Origin of the sequence: Pelosinus baikalensis (assembly GCF_020819555.1) — a bacterium.
GTDB classification, from domain to species: Bacteria; Bacillota; Negativicutes; order DSM-13327; family DSM-13327; genus Pelosinus; species Pelosinus baikalensis.
Genome location: NZ_JAJHJB010000005.1, coordinates 115,060 through 130,298 on the forward strand (window position 1 = coordinate 115,060; position 15,239 = coordinate 130,298).

The 15,239-nt window shown below is 36.6% G+C and carries 12 protein-coding genes, 4 tRNA genes and 1 pseudogene; 13 read left to right on the forward strand and 4 right to left on the reverse strand.

All coding sequences use genetic code 11. The annotated features are described in order from the left end of the window. Positions 1 to 29: 29 nt before the first annotated feature. Together LMF89_RS05660 and LMF89_RS05665 are read left to right on the forward strand one after the other, a co-directional pair. Entirely contained in the window at positions 30 to 359 is a 330-nt protein-coding gene (locus LMF89_RS05660; RefSeq protein WP_007953899.1) for a hypothetical protein, read from the forward strand. Between the two features lie 17 nt (positions 360 to 376). Continuing rightward, positions 377 to 886: a hypothetical protein gene (locus LMF89_RS05665; RefSeq protein WP_229534271.1), complete on the forward strand. Its 510-nt coding sequence runs from the start codon at positions 377 to 379 to the stop codon at positions 884 to 886. 119 nt (positions 887 to 1,005) lie between these two features. On the opposite strand, the gene LMF89_RS05670 is transcribed toward LMF89_RS05665, so the two are convergent. The 3 genes from LMF89_RS05670 to LMF89_RS05680 form a co-directional block, all read right to left on the reverse strand. Beyond that, positions 1,006 to 1,743 (reverse strand): M48 family metallopeptidase, encoded by a 738-nt coding sequence (locus LMF89_RS05670; protein ID WP_229534272.1) that lies wholly within the window; start codon positions 1,741 to 1,743, stop codon positions 1,006 to 1,008. An 88-nt stretch (positions 1,744 to 1,831) separates the two neighbouring features. Further along, positions 1,832 to 1,917: transfer RNA gene (locus LMF89_RS05675), tRNA-Leu, on the reverse strand. A gap of 169 nt (positions 1,918 to 2,086) precedes the next feature. After that, positions 2,087 to 2,172, reverse strand: a tRNA-Leu gene (locus tag LMF89_RS05680). Between the two features lie 291 nt (positions 2,173 to 2,463). Between LMF89_RS05680 and LMF89_RS05685 the strand changes: the two genes are divergently transcribed. The 11 genes from LMF89_RS05685 to LMF89_RS05735 all read left to right on the forward strand — a co-directional run bounded on the left by LMF89_RS05685 (position 2,464) and on the right by LMF89_RS05735 (position 13,812). Further along, positions 2,464 to 2,826, forward strand: a complete 363-nt coding sequence (locus LMF89_RS05685) for a hypothetical protein (protein WP_007953902.1) — start codon at positions 2,464 to 2,466, stop codon at positions 2,824 to 2,826. 408 nt (positions 2,827 to 3,234) lie between these two features. Then, complete coding sequence (locus LMF89_RS05690) at positions 3,235 to 4,374, forward strand: two-component system sensor histidine kinase NtrB (RefSeq protein WP_229534273.1); 1,140 nt, start codon at positions 3,235 to 3,237, stop codon at positions 4,372 to 4,374. A gap of 106 nt (positions 4,375 to 4,480) precedes the next feature. Next, positions 4,481 to 5,419 carry a L,D-transpeptidase gene (locus LMF89_RS05695; RefSeq protein WP_229534274.1) on the forward strand — a complete coding sequence of 313 codons (939 nt, stop codon included), beginning with the start codon at positions 4,481 to 4,483 and terminating at the stop codon, positions 5,417 to 5,419. 226 nt (positions 5,420 to 5,645) lie between these two features. Further along, positions 5,646 to 8,270 carry a DNA polymerase I gene (gene polA / locus LMF89_RS05700; RefSeq protein WP_229534275.1) on the forward strand — a complete coding sequence of 875 codons (2,625 nt, stop codon included), beginning with the start codon at positions 5,646 to 5,648 and terminating at the stop codon, positions 8,268 to 8,270. A gap of 29 nt (positions 8,271 to 8,299) precedes the next feature. Next, the gene (gene mutM, locus LMF89_RS05705; protein ID WP_229534276.1) at positions 8,300 to 9,124 is read left to right on the forward strand and encodes a DNA-formamidopyrimidine glycosylase; all 825 of its coding nucleotides are present in this window, start codon (positions 8,300 to 8,302) and stop codon (positions 9,122 to 9,124) included. Positions 9,125 to 9,151: 27 nt separating this feature from the next. Then, positions 9,152 to 9,766 carry a dephospho-CoA kinase gene (gene coaE, locus LMF89_RS05710; RefSeq protein ID WP_229534277.1) on the forward strand — a complete coding sequence of 205 codons (615 nt, stop codon included), beginning with the start codon at positions 9,152 to 9,154 and terminating at the stop codon, positions 9,764 to 9,766. A gap of 113 nt (positions 9,767 to 9,879) precedes the next feature. After that, entirely contained in the window at positions 9,880 to 10,419 is a 540-nt protein-coding gene (locus LMF89_RS05715; RefSeq protein WP_229534278.1) for a lytic transglycosylase domain-containing protein, read from the forward strand. Between the two features lie 82 nt (positions 10,420 to 10,501). Further along, positions 10,502 to 12,133 carry a peptide ABC transporter substrate-binding protein gene (locus LMF89_RS05720; protein WP_229534279.1) on the forward strand — a complete coding sequence of 544 codons (1,632 nt, stop codon included), beginning with the start codon at positions 10,502 to 10,504 and terminating at the stop codon, positions 12,131 to 12,133. Between the two features lie 124 nt (positions 12,134 to 12,257). Then, positions 12,258 to 12,343: transfer RNA gene (locus tag LMF89_RS05725), tRNA-Leu, on the forward strand. A gap of 49 nt (positions 12,344 to 12,392) precedes the next feature. Beyond that, positions 12,393 to 12,478: transfer RNA gene (locus LMF89_RS05730), tRNA-Leu, on the forward strand. 659 nt (positions 12,479 to 13,137) lie between these two features. Beyond that, the gene (locus LMF89_RS05735) at positions 13,138 to 13,812 is read left to right on the forward strand and encodes a uracil-DNA glycosylase (RefSeq protein WP_229534280.1); all 675 of its coding nucleotides are present in this window, start codon (positions 13,138 to 13,140) and stop codon (positions 13,810 to 13,812) included. A gap of 72 nt (positions 13,813 to 13,884) precedes the next feature. Here the strand turns inward: LMF89_RS05735 and LMF89_RS05745 are convergent. After that, positions 13,885 to 15,134 (reverse strand): annotated as a pseudogene (locus LMF89_RS05745) (ATP-binding protein). Positions 15,135 to 15,239: the final 105 nt, after the last annotated feature.

Genomic DNA, 15,239 nt, shown 5'->3' on the forward strand with positions numbered 1-15,239 from the left:
AGGTGTATCATTAAAAGGAGGGTGAAAAAATGAATCAAATATGGTTGCGGATATTCATGGTAATGATTGGTGGCAGCGTTGCCAAATATATAGTTGTTAACCCTTTTATCTGGGTATGTATTGATTTAGCGATACTTGGGATTGCTTATCTGATTTTAAGACGATATCCTTTTATTGATTTAAAGTCGAGCATGTCATTTCTTGGTGGACTAACAGCTGTCTCTGTTTTAATTGATTTGGGAATTATTAGCGGTCTTGTTGGTAATATTCTTATTATAGCATTGTTGGCATGGATGATATTTGGTCGCTCTCGTGGCTCTAATAATCGACCAGTGAATCGTCATAAATGGCATAAGTAAAGAGGGGCTTTATCACGATGAGACCAAAGGTTGCGATTCTAACTCGTACAGCGTTATTGTTGGCTCTTGCATTGCTATTTCAGTCAATACGCTTGTTAATTCCTATACCGCCTTTTCTGTCTACCTTTTTAATTGGCAGCCTGATGAATAGTTGTTTTTTGATTGCTGCTGACATGGTAGGAGCGGGACCTGCTATTGTGCTTGTATCCTTAGTGCCTATAGTGGCATATTTTCAGCAAGTGTTGCCTCTTCCTATTTTTATCATACCAGTTGCATTGGGAAATGCTATATTTATAGGAATATTTTTAATAGGAAAAAATCAGAAGTACTGGATGAAAATTCTTGCTGCTGCTGCAGGCAAAAGTATTTTTATGTATGTTGCGTTTAGTTGGTTGTTAACTTTCATTGCGATTCCCGCAAAAATTGCCGCAGGTCTACTCTTTATTATGAGTTGGCCACAATTTATAACTGGAATAATGGGTGGCATTCTTGCTGGTATGATAAAAAGACGTTTAACATTGTTGTAACTAACAATGTTAAACGTCTTTTTTGTTGAAGTATTTATTACATTTCAAATACAATATTCCCCCAGCGCCGCTTGCCTTGATCGTACCAGGGGTAAGCCTCCTTAAAATTTAAAAAAGAGCTATGTACAGCTGAAGATGGCCATGATTAGTGCTCCATTCGTGCGAAGCCATTCCCGGCATTGTTTGAAATGAGGCGAATAGTTTCCTACTTCTTGCCAAAAAGCTTGAGAATGATTCGGTATGCGCAAATGGCAAAGCTCATGAATTACCAAATAATCAATGACTTCCATCGGTGCCATGATGATTCGCCAATTATAATTGATATTGCCTTTAGAAGAGCAACTCCCCCAGCGGGTTTTTTGTTCTTTGATGGTAATTCGTTTTGGATTTACTTTTATGACCGATGCCCAAAAAGTTGTTCTTGTTACTAAGGTATTAGTAGCATAGTGGATGTACCATTGCTTAAGGATTTTTTCTGCTGTTGCATTTATATCCTTCGCAGTTAAAGGAAGAATATTCAGCATAATTTGATTTTCTTCTAAGTGAACTGGAGGTTTATGAGTATCTTTGCTCATAAATTTAAGGATATGGGGCTGTCCTAAAAACAGTATTGCGGCATTATCACAAACTGATTTATTAATGGGGTTGGCTGCTGCAGCTGCCAATTTTGTTATTTGTTTTACAATCCACTTTCTTTTTTCAAGTACTATTTTTTCAATGCCTTCCTTGGGAAAGCGGGTAGGGGCAGTAATAGTCAAATGACTGGATGAATTTAATTTTAATTGAACCGACTTTCGATTTTTCTGATATATGATAGTATATGTTAGTTGATGATTATCAATTTTAAGTGTATGCATAATATCCTTCATTAGACAGTATGGTGTAAAAATCCTGCAGAAATGAAAAAAAGCCTCTAATTATCGAAAATTAGAGGCTGTAAAATACTGGTGCCGAAGGCCGGACTCGAACCGGCACGTGGAGTACACGTCTGATTTTGAGTCAGGTGCGTCTGCCAATTCCGCCACTTCGGCATAAATTATATTGAACGCTTAGCTCAACGAATATCATGATAACATAACAGACCGTTATTGTCAAGTTGCGTAATGGAAAGTTGGGTAAAAAAGTTATAAATAGAACCAATAATGTTTTACTTTCCCATGAAAAAAAGACTTAGCATAAATGCAAAGTCTTATAAAATACTGGTGCCGAAGGCCGGACTCGAACCGGCACGTGGAGTACACGTCTGATTTTGAGTCAGGTGCGTCTGCCAATTCCGCCACTTCGGCACGTGCTAAATTGTTTGGTGTTAGGCTTTTGCTCACCAGACAATTGATATAATACCATGATAAGAATAAGCTTGTCAAGAATAATTTCTGTAGTTTGTATAATTATTTGTTTTTTGGAAACAATTGTATCATATATGGGTAGTCTCTCGGAAAATCCTTTATGAAGGCAAAGAATGAGCATAATTGACCCCTCAACTTGTATTCCTACGCTTATCGTTAAACTCATCCGTTGACCGTTACTACATGGCTGTTTTCTGAGAGTACATCTATGGAGATGAGGAGGATGGTATTATGGCAACAAAAATGGGGCGTTTACCTGTAAAAAAAGTTTTATTGAACAGCAAGACAGTTAGCGATGAAGGTGAATATGAATTTATTATTGACTGTGATTCGATTTATTTTGATGTAGGGTATGATAATGAAGGTAATTTACAATTTGTTGATCAGTATTTTTATACGGATCGTAATCCTCAAGGCGATTTAAATTCTGCTGCTGAGCAAAGTCTTTTCTTAAGTGTTGATGATAATGATTTTCCTGTGAAAAGTTATCTATTAGCGAAGCAAGAACAAGGAAATGAATGGCTGCGGTTTCATGCGGTAGTGCCTAAAACAGTTGATCCTGGATATTTTCATCAAAAATACCTTGGGGAGTAAGTAGAATAATCTTTGAATCAATTTTATATCTATAAGGGATGGCGTCTTTGCTATCCCTATTTTTTTTTTTTTTTTTTTGATAAAGCCTCATATAACTATATGTAAAAATATGGTAAAATACATTAAAAATGTAATAATATGGTAAAAAAATATAATTCAATGTTAAAATGTCCATAGCAAATAAAAGTTATTGTGTCGAAATAAAGTAGGAAGGCGAATGGGGACAAGCTTGTTAACACTAGGGTACTGGGGCTTTGCATAAGAATATTCGACAAAGCAGGCTGGTTTACTTAGAATTATGTCGCAATTTTACGAAAAGAACTTAGTCTAATTTAGCAGGACTTACAATTATTTACAAGAATATTAAGTATCACTTTAATAAATAGGAAGGTAAGGAGAGGGCAAAATATGTACTTAGCGGCAACTACGCAAAATAGATTAGTACATTTAGTAAAAGAAGATGAGTATAAAGAATATTTTGAATCGACGACAAATGGGATTATACATCTTGATCGAGAAATGCGCATAAAAAGTTTGAATCGGGAGGCGGAACGAATCGGAGGAGTGGATCATTCTGCTGTAATCGGAAAACGGGCGGAGATTATTTTTCGAAAATATGGTGAACAGTTCCTGAAAATCTTTGATGTTTCAGAATATGAGGATATTAAGACTGCTAATATTAGCTTGAAAATTAATGATCAAATTATTTATCTTCATATCGATGCATTGAGGTTGGTCGATTCTTTGGGTGATTTCAATGGTATGATCGTTATATTACAGGATGTATCTGCTGTCAGAGCTGCCATAAAGCAAATACAGACTACACAAATGCTAGTATCATTGGGGGAATTAGCAGCTGGTGTGGCGCATCATGTACGAACCCCCTTAACTACGATTAGTGGGTATCTGCAAGTTATGTTAGGGCGTATTGATGATGATAAGTATACTGTACGCCGCGATGTATTAGAAACTTTACTGGGTGAAGTGTCTTATATCAATGATGTAGTAAAAGAATTAATTCTTTTTGCAAAACCACCAGTGCAAAAAGAGCCGGGTGTTGATTTGAATCGTTTGCTGGAAGAGGCATTATTGCTAAGTTTTAAAGAGTTAGGTGGAGAAAAGATCAATATAAATAAGGAATTAGCTAAGAATCTTCCTATTATTACTGCAGATAAAAATCTTATTAAGCAAGCGATAATGAATATTATGCAAAATGCTATAGAATCCATGGATGGGGAAGGAGTATTAAGCATAAAATCGTGGATGAATGCAGAGCTTAGTATGTTGGTGCTTGCAATAAATGATACTGGGGCAGGAATAACACCGGAAATATTGTCACGTATATTTGAACCTTTTTATACAACTAAATTGGATCGAGTCGGGTTGGGGCTGCCTATTGCCAATCGTATTATTGCAGAACATGGTGGTTTTGTTAATATTAGTGTAGGTGAAAAAGGCGGTACAAAGGTACATATTTATTTGCCAATTGTTGATGATTGTACCAATCGCCTAGCAGTAGTGCATCAACAAATCTTAAACTTACAATAATGTGATCCTTGTTATTTTTAAAATATAGGAAAATTATATATCCTGTCATATGCACAGAACATCCTTCATATATGTTTAGTGTTCTTTAATTTTTGACAAAGAAGGGATGTCTGTGTTTTGTTTTTCAAGGATTGCAATCAGCATATTTTTCCTGTTGTTTTTAATCCTCTTACCGATTAGTGCTGCGGCGCAGCAAAATGATTCACCTCAGATTATTATTAATTTGCCTAGCCGCACTTTGCAATTGTATTATGGTAATTCAATGAGCAAAGAATATTATGTAGCGATTGGTAAGCCCTCTACACCAACTCCCATGGGTAATTTTTATATTGTCAGTAAGGAACGTGATCCCATTTGGATTCCCCCAGGACGTAATTATGTTGTAATGTCAGGACCTGATAATCCCTTGGGGTATCGTTGGATGGAGTTCTTACCTTTATATGGAATACATGGAACCAATGCTCCTTGGACAATTGGCATGGCAGTATCGAATGGCTGCGTGCGAATGTTAGAGGAGGAAGCGGAAGAGCTGTTTGATATTGTTACGAATGGTACGCCAGTAACAATAACTTACGAGCGGATTAAAATTGATATTGGAAAGAGTGGGAAAGCATCAATTAGGATTTATCCGGATGTTTATGGCTATAATACTATTACTTTAGCTGATGTGAATGCAAAATTAGCTGAATATGGATATAAGGGCTTTGTAAATGAAGAGTTTTTGTCAGCGATTCTAAGAGAAGAGAGTGGTAAACAAGTAGAATTTGCCAAGGAGCAGAATATAAGAATAAATCATACTCGATTGGAGCAGAAAGGAATTTTGGTTGGCAATTCCGCTTATCTGCCAGTTTGGGCTGTTGCTGCAGCCTGTAAAAGTGGTTTTATATGGGATGCTAAGAAAGAGTTAATTTGGAAAGATAATATTGCATATAAAGGTCTGATAAAAAATGATATTATTTATAGTAAAATAGAAGATATTGAAAAGTTATTTAGCTTACGGACGGATTTTCAAGAAAATGATGAGTTAGAGCTCAATAGTGATTAAAGGCAGCATTACGTAGCGTTATTAGTATCAATATAAAAAAGTGTTATTTATTAGAGTACTGATAAAAGTAACTTATTTAGCATAAAATAGAAAAAGGATGCCGGGATAGATTTCCTTCTATTCCAGCATCCTTTTTTAAATAAAAAAAATAGGAAATATAAAGGGATTTTGTAACTGTTTAGCTAAGTATATAAAGTTGAAATTTATTAATTAAGGTGGTAAGCATATGCCTGAAAAGTTTATAATCATCGATGGAAGTAGCTTGGTACATAGGGCGTTTTACGCTTTGCCCCCATTAACTACAGGTAACGGACAATATACAAATGCAGTGTATGGCTTTACAACTATGTTGGTAAAATTACTCGGTGAGTTAAAACCAGATTATATGGTTGTAGCTTTTGATAAAGGGAAAATTACTTTTCGTAATGACGTATATGCTGAATATAAGGCACAGCGTAAGCCTACGCCAAGAGAGTTATCGGAACAATTTCCATTGACGAAAGAGGTGCTGGCAGCATTAGGAATTAGAGAGCTAGAAGAAGCAGGGTATGAGGGCGACGATATTATTGGTACTTTAGCGGCTAAAGCAGGACAAGCAGGGCACGATGTGATCATTGTTACCGGCGATCGTGACGCCTTGCAATTGATTAATTCTCATACCAAAGTAATGCTAACGAAAAAAGGTATATCCGATATGGACATTTTTGATAAAGATGCTTTTTTTGCTAAATATAACGTGACCCCACAGCAACAAATTGATCTCAAGGGCTTAATGGGGGATGCTTCGGATAACATTCCTGGCGTTCCAGGGGTCGGAGAGAAAACGGCTATAAAGCTAATTGTCGAATATGGTTCTATCGAAAATGTCTTGGAGAATATTGAAAATATTTCAGGGAAAAAACTCCAGGAAAACTTACGTAATAATAAAGAAATCGCCTTGTTGTCAAAACAATTAGCGACCATTAAATGTGATATGTCCATCGACTTTGAAAAGTATGATTTTAGAATCCATCCTAATCTTGAAAAAATGAAAGAACTTTTTGCTAAATTTGAATTTAAAAGTCTTCTAGCGCGAGTGCACAGTATATTCCCTGGACATGAGCAAGAGCAAGAAATAGAGGCAGAAGCGCTGCCTCAGATTGATGAAATAACCGATGCTGCTGAGGTGGCGGGTTTAATTACACAGATAAGAAAAGCTGGAATCTTAGAATTTTATCCAATCATTACAGGGGCTTTACCTACTGTTCATGTAGGTGGTATATCAATTATCCTGGAAGGGGAAATTAAATATATTTCCAGTGAAACGGCAGGGTGGCAGGAATTTCTGACTTTGTTTCCAGATGCAACGATCATGAAAGTTACTCATGATGCTAAGAAAATGTATCACGCATGCGCTAGTATGGGCACTTTCTTAGGAGGGCTTGTATTTGACACGATATTAGCAGCATATCTTTTGGAACCCACTGCAAATGACTATTCTCTTGCGATACTGAAAGAAAAATATCTTGGAAAATTCAGTACGATTCAATGGCAGAAAATGTATTATAAACCTGTTTTTGCTGTATGGGCTATTGAAGTCATACATGAAATATACCCTATATTAAAACAAGACCTAATCGACAATGAGCTGATTCATTTGTTTAACGAAATAGAACTTCCTTTAGTTGAAGTATTATCCGTAGTAGAGAATCACGGAATTAAAGTAGATCGTGAATATTTGCAAATTATGTCAGTGGAAATTGGGGCAAAGATTGAGTTATTATTAACTAAGATTTATCAATGTGCGGGTGAAACATTCAATGTGAACTCGCCAAAGCAGTTAGGAGTCATTCTGTTTGAAAAACTAAATCTGCCTGTTATGAAAAAAACAAAAACTGGATACTCTACTGACGCAGAGGTATTGGAAAAATTAGCAGGCCAACATGCTATTGTGGATACGATTTTAGAATATCGAATGTTAGCCAAACTTAAATCGACCTATTTGGATGGAATGGTTGATCTGATTTCTCCTGCAACAGGTCGTATACATACTACCTTCAATCAAATGGTGACGGCTACAGGTAGACTTAGCAGTTCGGAACCAAATTTGCAGAATATCCCTATACGTACTGAAATTGGTAAGAAAATTCGAGAGTTGTTTATACCTGGTGCAGGGTATGATTATCTGATGTCTGCTGATTATTCTCAAATTGAGCTGAGAGTTTTAGCTGATATGTCAGGTGATGCTAATCTCATTGAATCTTTTGCCAAAGAACAAGATGTGCATACTCGTACTGCAGCAGAAGTGTTTGAAGTTCCGATGGAAGAAGTTACTTCAGAATTGCGTTCAAGAGCAAAGGCTGTAAACTTTGGTATTGTCTATGGTATCAGTGATTATGGTTTATCACGTGATACAGGTGTCAGTCGTAAAGAGGCGAGCCAATATATTGAAAATTATTTTACTAAATATAATGGTGTGAAAGCCTTTATGGACAAAGCCGTTGGTGCGGCTCATCAACAGGGATATGTTACTACTTTGCTGGGACGTCGTCGCTATTTGCCTGATATTAATAGCAAGAATTTTAATCAGCGCTCCTTTGCAGAGCGTACGGCGATGAATACTCCCATTCAGGGGACGGCTGCTGATATTATAAAAAAAGCGATGGTTGATGTATATCGAGCATTGCAAAAAGAAAAATTACAAAGTCGTATTCTATTGCAAGTACATGATGAATTGGTATTAGAAGTGCCTATTGGTGAAGTAGAGCAAGTCTCTAAAATAGTTAAAGAAGCAATGGAACAAAGTGTTACGTTAAAAGTTCCATTAGTGGTGGATGTAAAGATCGGGAAAAATTGGGCAGATGCGAAATAACATCAATGACATGAACTAGGAGGTCAAACATGCCAGAAATGCCAGAGGTGGAAATCATTCGACGCAGCCTCATAGATAAAATTTCAGGGCGTACAATTGTAGAAGTTGAGTTTTTATTGGCGCGATTGGTGAAATGGCCTTCATCTGCAGAGTTTCAAGCTGTATTAACAAACAGAAAAATTGTGACTGTAGCGAGAAGAGGTAAATATTTATTATTCCATTTAGACGATAAGCAAGTCTTAGTTATACATCTTCGCATGACAGGGCGGTTGCAATATATCACACGGGATGGAGAAAAAGACAAGTTTACTCGCATTATATTTAAATTAGATAATGGTGATTTATTGGTATATGCGGATACTCGTACATTGGGAACCTTATACTTAATGCCCTTTGATGAATTGTGGAGAATTGCTGGTCTTTTTACTATGGGACCAGAACCCCTAACCCCTGAATTTTCGCTAGTTTACTTAACGGAAATGCTGAAAAAACACCATGGAAAAATTAAAGCGATCCTATTGAATCAAAAATATATAGGCGGATTGGGTAATATCTATGTGGACGAATGCATGGCTATTGCTGGTATCCATCCAGAACGCATCGCTAGCAGTTTAAGTGAAAATGAAAATGAAAAATTGTATCATGCGATTAATAAAGTAATCGCAGATGGTATAGAGCATGGAGGAACGACCTTCCGTGATTACCGTGATGGCGATGGGAAAAGTGGCAGTCATCAGTATCACCTTAACGTATATGGACGTAAAGATGAGCCGTGCCTTTCTTGCGGCACACCGATCCATCGTAAAGAGGTAGCGGGCCGTGGAACTCATTTTTGTCCAAAGTGTCAAAAATAAGCACCGTAATTGTGGGAGGAACGCTTCATGTATGTGATTGGTCTAACTGGTGGGATTGCAAGTGGTAAAAGTACGGTAAGTTCCATGTTGGCGAAACTGGGAGCTTACATTATTGATACAGATAAAATAGCTCGCGAAGTGGTTATGCCTAAGCAGCCTGCCTTGCTTGCGATTATGGCTCACTTTGGTGATGAAATTATGCTGCCGGATGGAAATGTGAATCGAAAAATGTTAGGAAATATCATATTTCAAAATCCGAAGGAACGCTCCTGCTTGGAGAAAATGATTCATCCCTATATTGAAGCACAAGTTGATAATTGCATTAAGAAGGCGGAACAGCTGGGGCATAGGACTGTTGTTATCGATATACCATTATTATTTGAAGCAGGTTGGCAAAGTAAGGTTGATGAAATTTGGGTGGTTTACGTTGATCCATCAGTACAGCTTTCGCGGTTAATCTCTCGCAATCAGTTAACCAACAAGGAGGCCATGGATCGAATTAATGCTCAACTCAATATAACTGAAAAAGCTAAGCGGTCACATTTGGTAATTGACAATACGTTAGATGTTGAGAATACGAAACAGCAGGTCATAACAGCATGGCTGAATGTACGTGAGAAAATGAATAATGTTATGGCGTGAATGATTAGTTGTTCTACTTTCTGCGTGTTTTGAGTAGAATTTTGTAGGATGATACCTACTAACATAGTAACGGAGTGATTTTTTTGGGGATTTTAACCTGGATGAAAGTCCTGGTGAGGAATATAGTAATATTGGCCATTATTGGATATGGAGTATATAATACTGACTGGTTTCAAAAAAAATATATTTACCCTTTCCCTTACCAGGATATTGTGTACCAGTATGCTCTGGAAAGAGAGTTGGATCCCTTTCTTGTTGCTGGTGTGATACGAACAGAAAGTAAATTCGATACAAAAGCCGTGTCTCCTAAGGGAGCTTTAGGATTGATGCAGATGATGCCTGAAACGGCAAAATGGGTAGCCGAACAGATGGAAAATAATGACTTTACTACTACGCAGCTAGAAAATCCTGAAATAAGTATTAGTATGGGAACGTGGTATTTAGCATCTTTAAAAAAAGAATTTAAAGGTAATGAAGTATTAATGTTAGCTGCTTATAATGGTGGCAGGGGCAATGTAAAGCAGTGGATGGGGCAATATGCATGGGATATGTCATTTCATGACTCTAAAAAAATCCCCTTTGGAGAAACTAAAAAATATGTAGATCGAGTTTTATATAGTAAAAAGCGCTATCAGGAGTTATATGGTAGATAGGAGAGCGGTAGCTTTGCGATATGGAAGAATAGTGTCAGTAAGATACGAGATGATTAATCTGGCTCTTCTGAGGAGAATTGTAATGATGCTTAGTCGCAGATGTAGTATAATGCTGTGTCTGCTAATGCTTGTTATGCTGGCAAGTGGTTGCAGTTCTAAAACCCTGCCAGATTCTCCAAAGAATGAGATCAAACCAGGCGGGCAATTAGTTTATGGTAGTTTGCAAGAACCAAACACATTAAACCCATTATTATCCGATCTTTTAGCAACTGCAGAGGTCAGTAGTTTGATTTTTAGCAGCTTGATAGTAAATGATGCAAGGGGAGAATGGCTGCCGGATCTTGCTCTTGAAGTTCCCACTTTGCAAAATGGCGGAGTAAGCCCCGATGGCTTAACGATAAAATATAAACTTCGTCATGGTGTAACTTGGCATGATGGTAAATCCTTTACTGCAGAAGATGTTAAATTTACTTGGCAGATGATTATGAATTCAGGAGTTAATGTAATATCTAGAGAAGGATATGATAAAATTCAGGCTATTGATACTCCTGACAGCTATACGGTGATTATACACTATAGAGAATATTATCCACCTTATTTAACCCTGTTTAAGAGTATTTTGCCAAAGCATATATTAGAAAAAGAAGACATTAATAAGTCTTCTTTCAATCGAGCTCCTATTGGTACAGGCCCTTTTAGACTTAAGGAATGGCATATGTCCGAAGCTCTTTTATTAGAAGCTAATACAGCGTATTATCGCGGTAAGCCTAACCTTGATTCCATCCTTTATAAAGTCATACCTGATACGAATGTTATGCTCAGTCAACTAAAAGTTGGCGCATTGGATATTGTGACTAATGTACCTTCATCTCAAATCGATCAAATAAAAGGTATCGAAGGTATTCAGGTGGTCAGTACTCCTAACATGATTTGGGAGCATGTTGACTTTAATTTAGACAATACCTTATTTCAGGATGTGAAGGTACGGCAAGCGATTGCTTTAGGTATCGACAAGCAAGCTCTTATTGCCAATGTGTTGAAAAATTCAGCAAGTACAGCTGTAAGTGATCAATCCCCTTTATCTTGGGGATATAACCTTGCAATAACGCCAGTTACACATGATGTCGCAGCAGCTCGCGAACTTTTATCTCAAGCTGGCTGGCAGCAAGGAACGGATGGAATTTTTGCAAAAGATGGACGTAAGTTATCATTCTCCCTCAGTGTGCCAACGGGACATAAAACACGAGAGCTCGTAGCGCAAGCTATATCCTATCAATTAAAAGAAGTTGGCATCCAAGCAGAAGTTAAGATGGTAGAGGGAAAGATTTTCTTTGATGATCTTTTAAAGAATCGTCGGTTTGAAACAGTTATGTATGCCTGGGTTGCTGGGGTTGATCCGAATAATTTTAATTTGTGGAACTCTAAAAAAATACCAAATAGAAACAATCAATATGATGGTCAGAATTACTCTGGTTGGAGAAATGCAGAAATTGATGCTTTGACAGATCAAGGTATCCGTACTGTCGATATTGAAAAACGTAAACAAATATCCTTTCGTATTCAGGATTTGATTATACAAGAATGTCCAATCATACCCCTTTATTTTAGAAACAATATCGATGTGGTAAAAAAGAAGGTTATGAATTATCAGGCCAATCCAACCCCCTCCGGTAATTTGTGGAATGCTTGGCAATGGGGTTTTGCAGCAAAGTAACAGGAAGAGAAAACCAATTTACAAAGATAATTGAAAATCTTGTTGACATTTTGTTATGAAAAGGTATAATAGTATATGTCGGTAAAACAAAACTCTATAAAGTTGTGCTGAAGTAGTTTACTATGCGGTCGTGGCGGAACGGCAGACGCGCTAGATTCAGGTTCTAGTGAGGGAAACTTCGTGGAGGTTCAAGTCCTCTCGACCGCACCAACTTTACAATGTTTATTTTGTTAAACAAATATGCTTGCATATTTCATGCGCGGTAGTGGCGGAACGGCAGACGCACCAGCTTGAGGGGCTGGCGGGGGCAACCTCGTGATGGTTCAAATCCATTCTACCGCACCAAACCTTAACTAATGGCTTATAGGCTTTTGCTTATAAGCTTTTTAATTTTATGTATACATCTTTTGCCGAGCGTGATTATGAATTTCCTAGAAGGATATAAGGTCAGCTGTTGCCATTTTCCCAAATCATATTTTAAAAGAGTATACTACTGTATTCGTAAAAAGAAAGTTATTGTTTTAACAAAATAAGTATGTTAAAATAATAACAAGGAAGATGTAAGAATTATCCGACAATAATGTTGTAAATAGTAGGAGGGGATTTAAATGTATACAAATGTTATAACGATTAAGAAATATCTATGTGACAATTGCCATTATCCCTTTATCATTTCAACAGAAAAGGGATAATTACCAACAAACTGTCCGTTCTGTAACACTCCTTTCACTTGTGGAGCACCTGATATTTCTTTTGATGGTTTAGAAAGTGAAGAAAATCTAAAAAAATAAAAAATATAAAATTAAAGATTCGGTCTATGCAGAAGGAATAGTTCGCATTCGTTATTTTGCCGAATCGCTCTTGAAAAGTCTTTAGAATTTTTCTAAAGGCTTTTTTCGTAAAGAACCAGCTGGCTGTGTGGCTGGTAAAAAGGACGAAAATCGTGTTTTATAGCTATTTAATTAACTTTTTATGTATGCTATAATAAAAAACGGTGATGAAATATGATAATATTTAAAAATGATTGGCAAGAATTGCTTGAAGACGAATTTAAAAAAGACTATTACTTAAACCTGCGGCAATTTCTAATACAAGAATACCGAACCAAGACTGTTTATCCAAATAAATATGATATTTTTAATGCTCTCCATTATACAGCTTATCAGAATGTAAAAGTGGTCATATTGGGGCAAGATCCATATCATGGGCCGAATCAGGCTCATGGATTAAGCTTCTCGGTGAAACCGGGAATCCAGGCTCCGCCATCTTTAATGAATATTTATAAAGAGCTAAAAGATGATGTAGATTGTTATATACCGAATCATGGCTATCTTAAGCGGTGGGCAGATCAGGGTGTGTTGCTTCTTAATACCGTTCTTACTGTTTTAGCAGGGCAAGCGAATTCTCATAGAAATATGGGGTGGGAACAGGTGACAGATAAGATTATCAGCTTGTTAAACCAAAGAGAAGAACCCATTGTATTTATTTTATGGGGAAGTAATGCTCAGTCTAAGACAAACTTAATTACGAATAAGAATCACCATATTATTAAATCGGTTCATCCTAGTCCATTATCTGCATGCAGAGGTTTCTTTAAAAGCAAGCCTTTTTCGAAAACAAATACAATTTTAGCATCAAGGGGAAAAAGTCCCATCCATTGGCAGATTGATAATCTATAATGATTTGCAGATTTTTTTAAAAATATATATACAACGCAAAAGACCTTAGCTTTAGAGCTAAGGTCTTTTGCGTTATCTCTGGCTTAAAAGATGATTAATAAATTGTTGTCCTGTTCGTCCTGAACGTCTGTTATGCTGCCGTTCCCATCTTAGTGCTGCAGCCTGCAATTGTTCTAATGGCAGGTTAATTTTATTTTTTATTGCCAGTTGCTCTACAATAATAAGGTATTCTACTTGACTTGGGGACAAATAGGTGAGAGTGATGCCGAAACGGTCTGACAAGGACAACTTTTCATTTACTGTATCAAAGCGATGTACATCATCTGAATTTCCTTTTCGATCATTTCTTTGATTAAATGCATTCTGTTAGAAGTGGCATAAATCAGAACGTTGGAGGGGGTTCTTTCCACGCCGCCATCAATAATGGATTTTAAATATTTATATTCAATTTCAAATTCTTCAAAAGATAAATCATCAAGAAAAATAATGAACTTCTGAGAATATTCCCTGAGAATCCCCAGTAATTGATTTAAAGATTTTAGCTCTAATTTAGAAACTTCTATGAGACGAAGATTTTTGATAATAGGTTCATTTAAGAGTGCCTTAACAGAAGATGATTTTCCTGTTCCTGGGGAACCAATCAGTAAAATATTATTTGCTGGTTTATGATTAAGAAAGGCAAGAGTATTTTGTAGCAATGTTTCTTTTTGGTGCTCATATCCTGTTATATCTTGCAGCTGAATGGTATCATAATTCTTTATTCCTGTAAGGCCTGTACTGCTGTTCCAGCGCAAAGCGGTATAGTCGGACATGATGCCGCAAGAATAGCAAGAATAATGATTCATTAGTTCCTGAACCAGAACATCAAGTGGGGTGGATTCTGTAGCAAAGTGATTATAAAGGGTTGATATATTACTTGTCGCTTTACTGTACACGGTTGGTACAAAATTATGAATTAAATCGATGCTATCTTTTCCCGTTATAGTAGGTAAATCTCGAATTAGAAAATTTTTTAAAACTTTGCAATCATGTAATGCTGCCTGATATAAAGTGGAACTTGTATCTAGCGTTCCATTGCTCTTTTCAGCAGTTTTACTAAATAGATTTTCATCTTTAGAAACTAAATAAATAATGTAATTTTTTAGTAGATCTCCCTCTAAACGCAATTGTTCCGCCTTGATTAAAAGTTCACTATATAATTCATAGTATGTATAATGAGGGCAATTCCTTTCCCAGAGAAACTGTAATTTTTTTATAATGCTGTCGGAGAGAATGTTGCGATACAGTAATAAATTTTGTAGTACAAATTGTTTGTTATTCATGGTAGAATCCTTCTTTCTATAATTTAAAGCTTATTTTATCACGAAGAAATTAATAATAGTATTGAGCATAGCAAGTCATTGTCATACTATTTGCCATTCGCATGA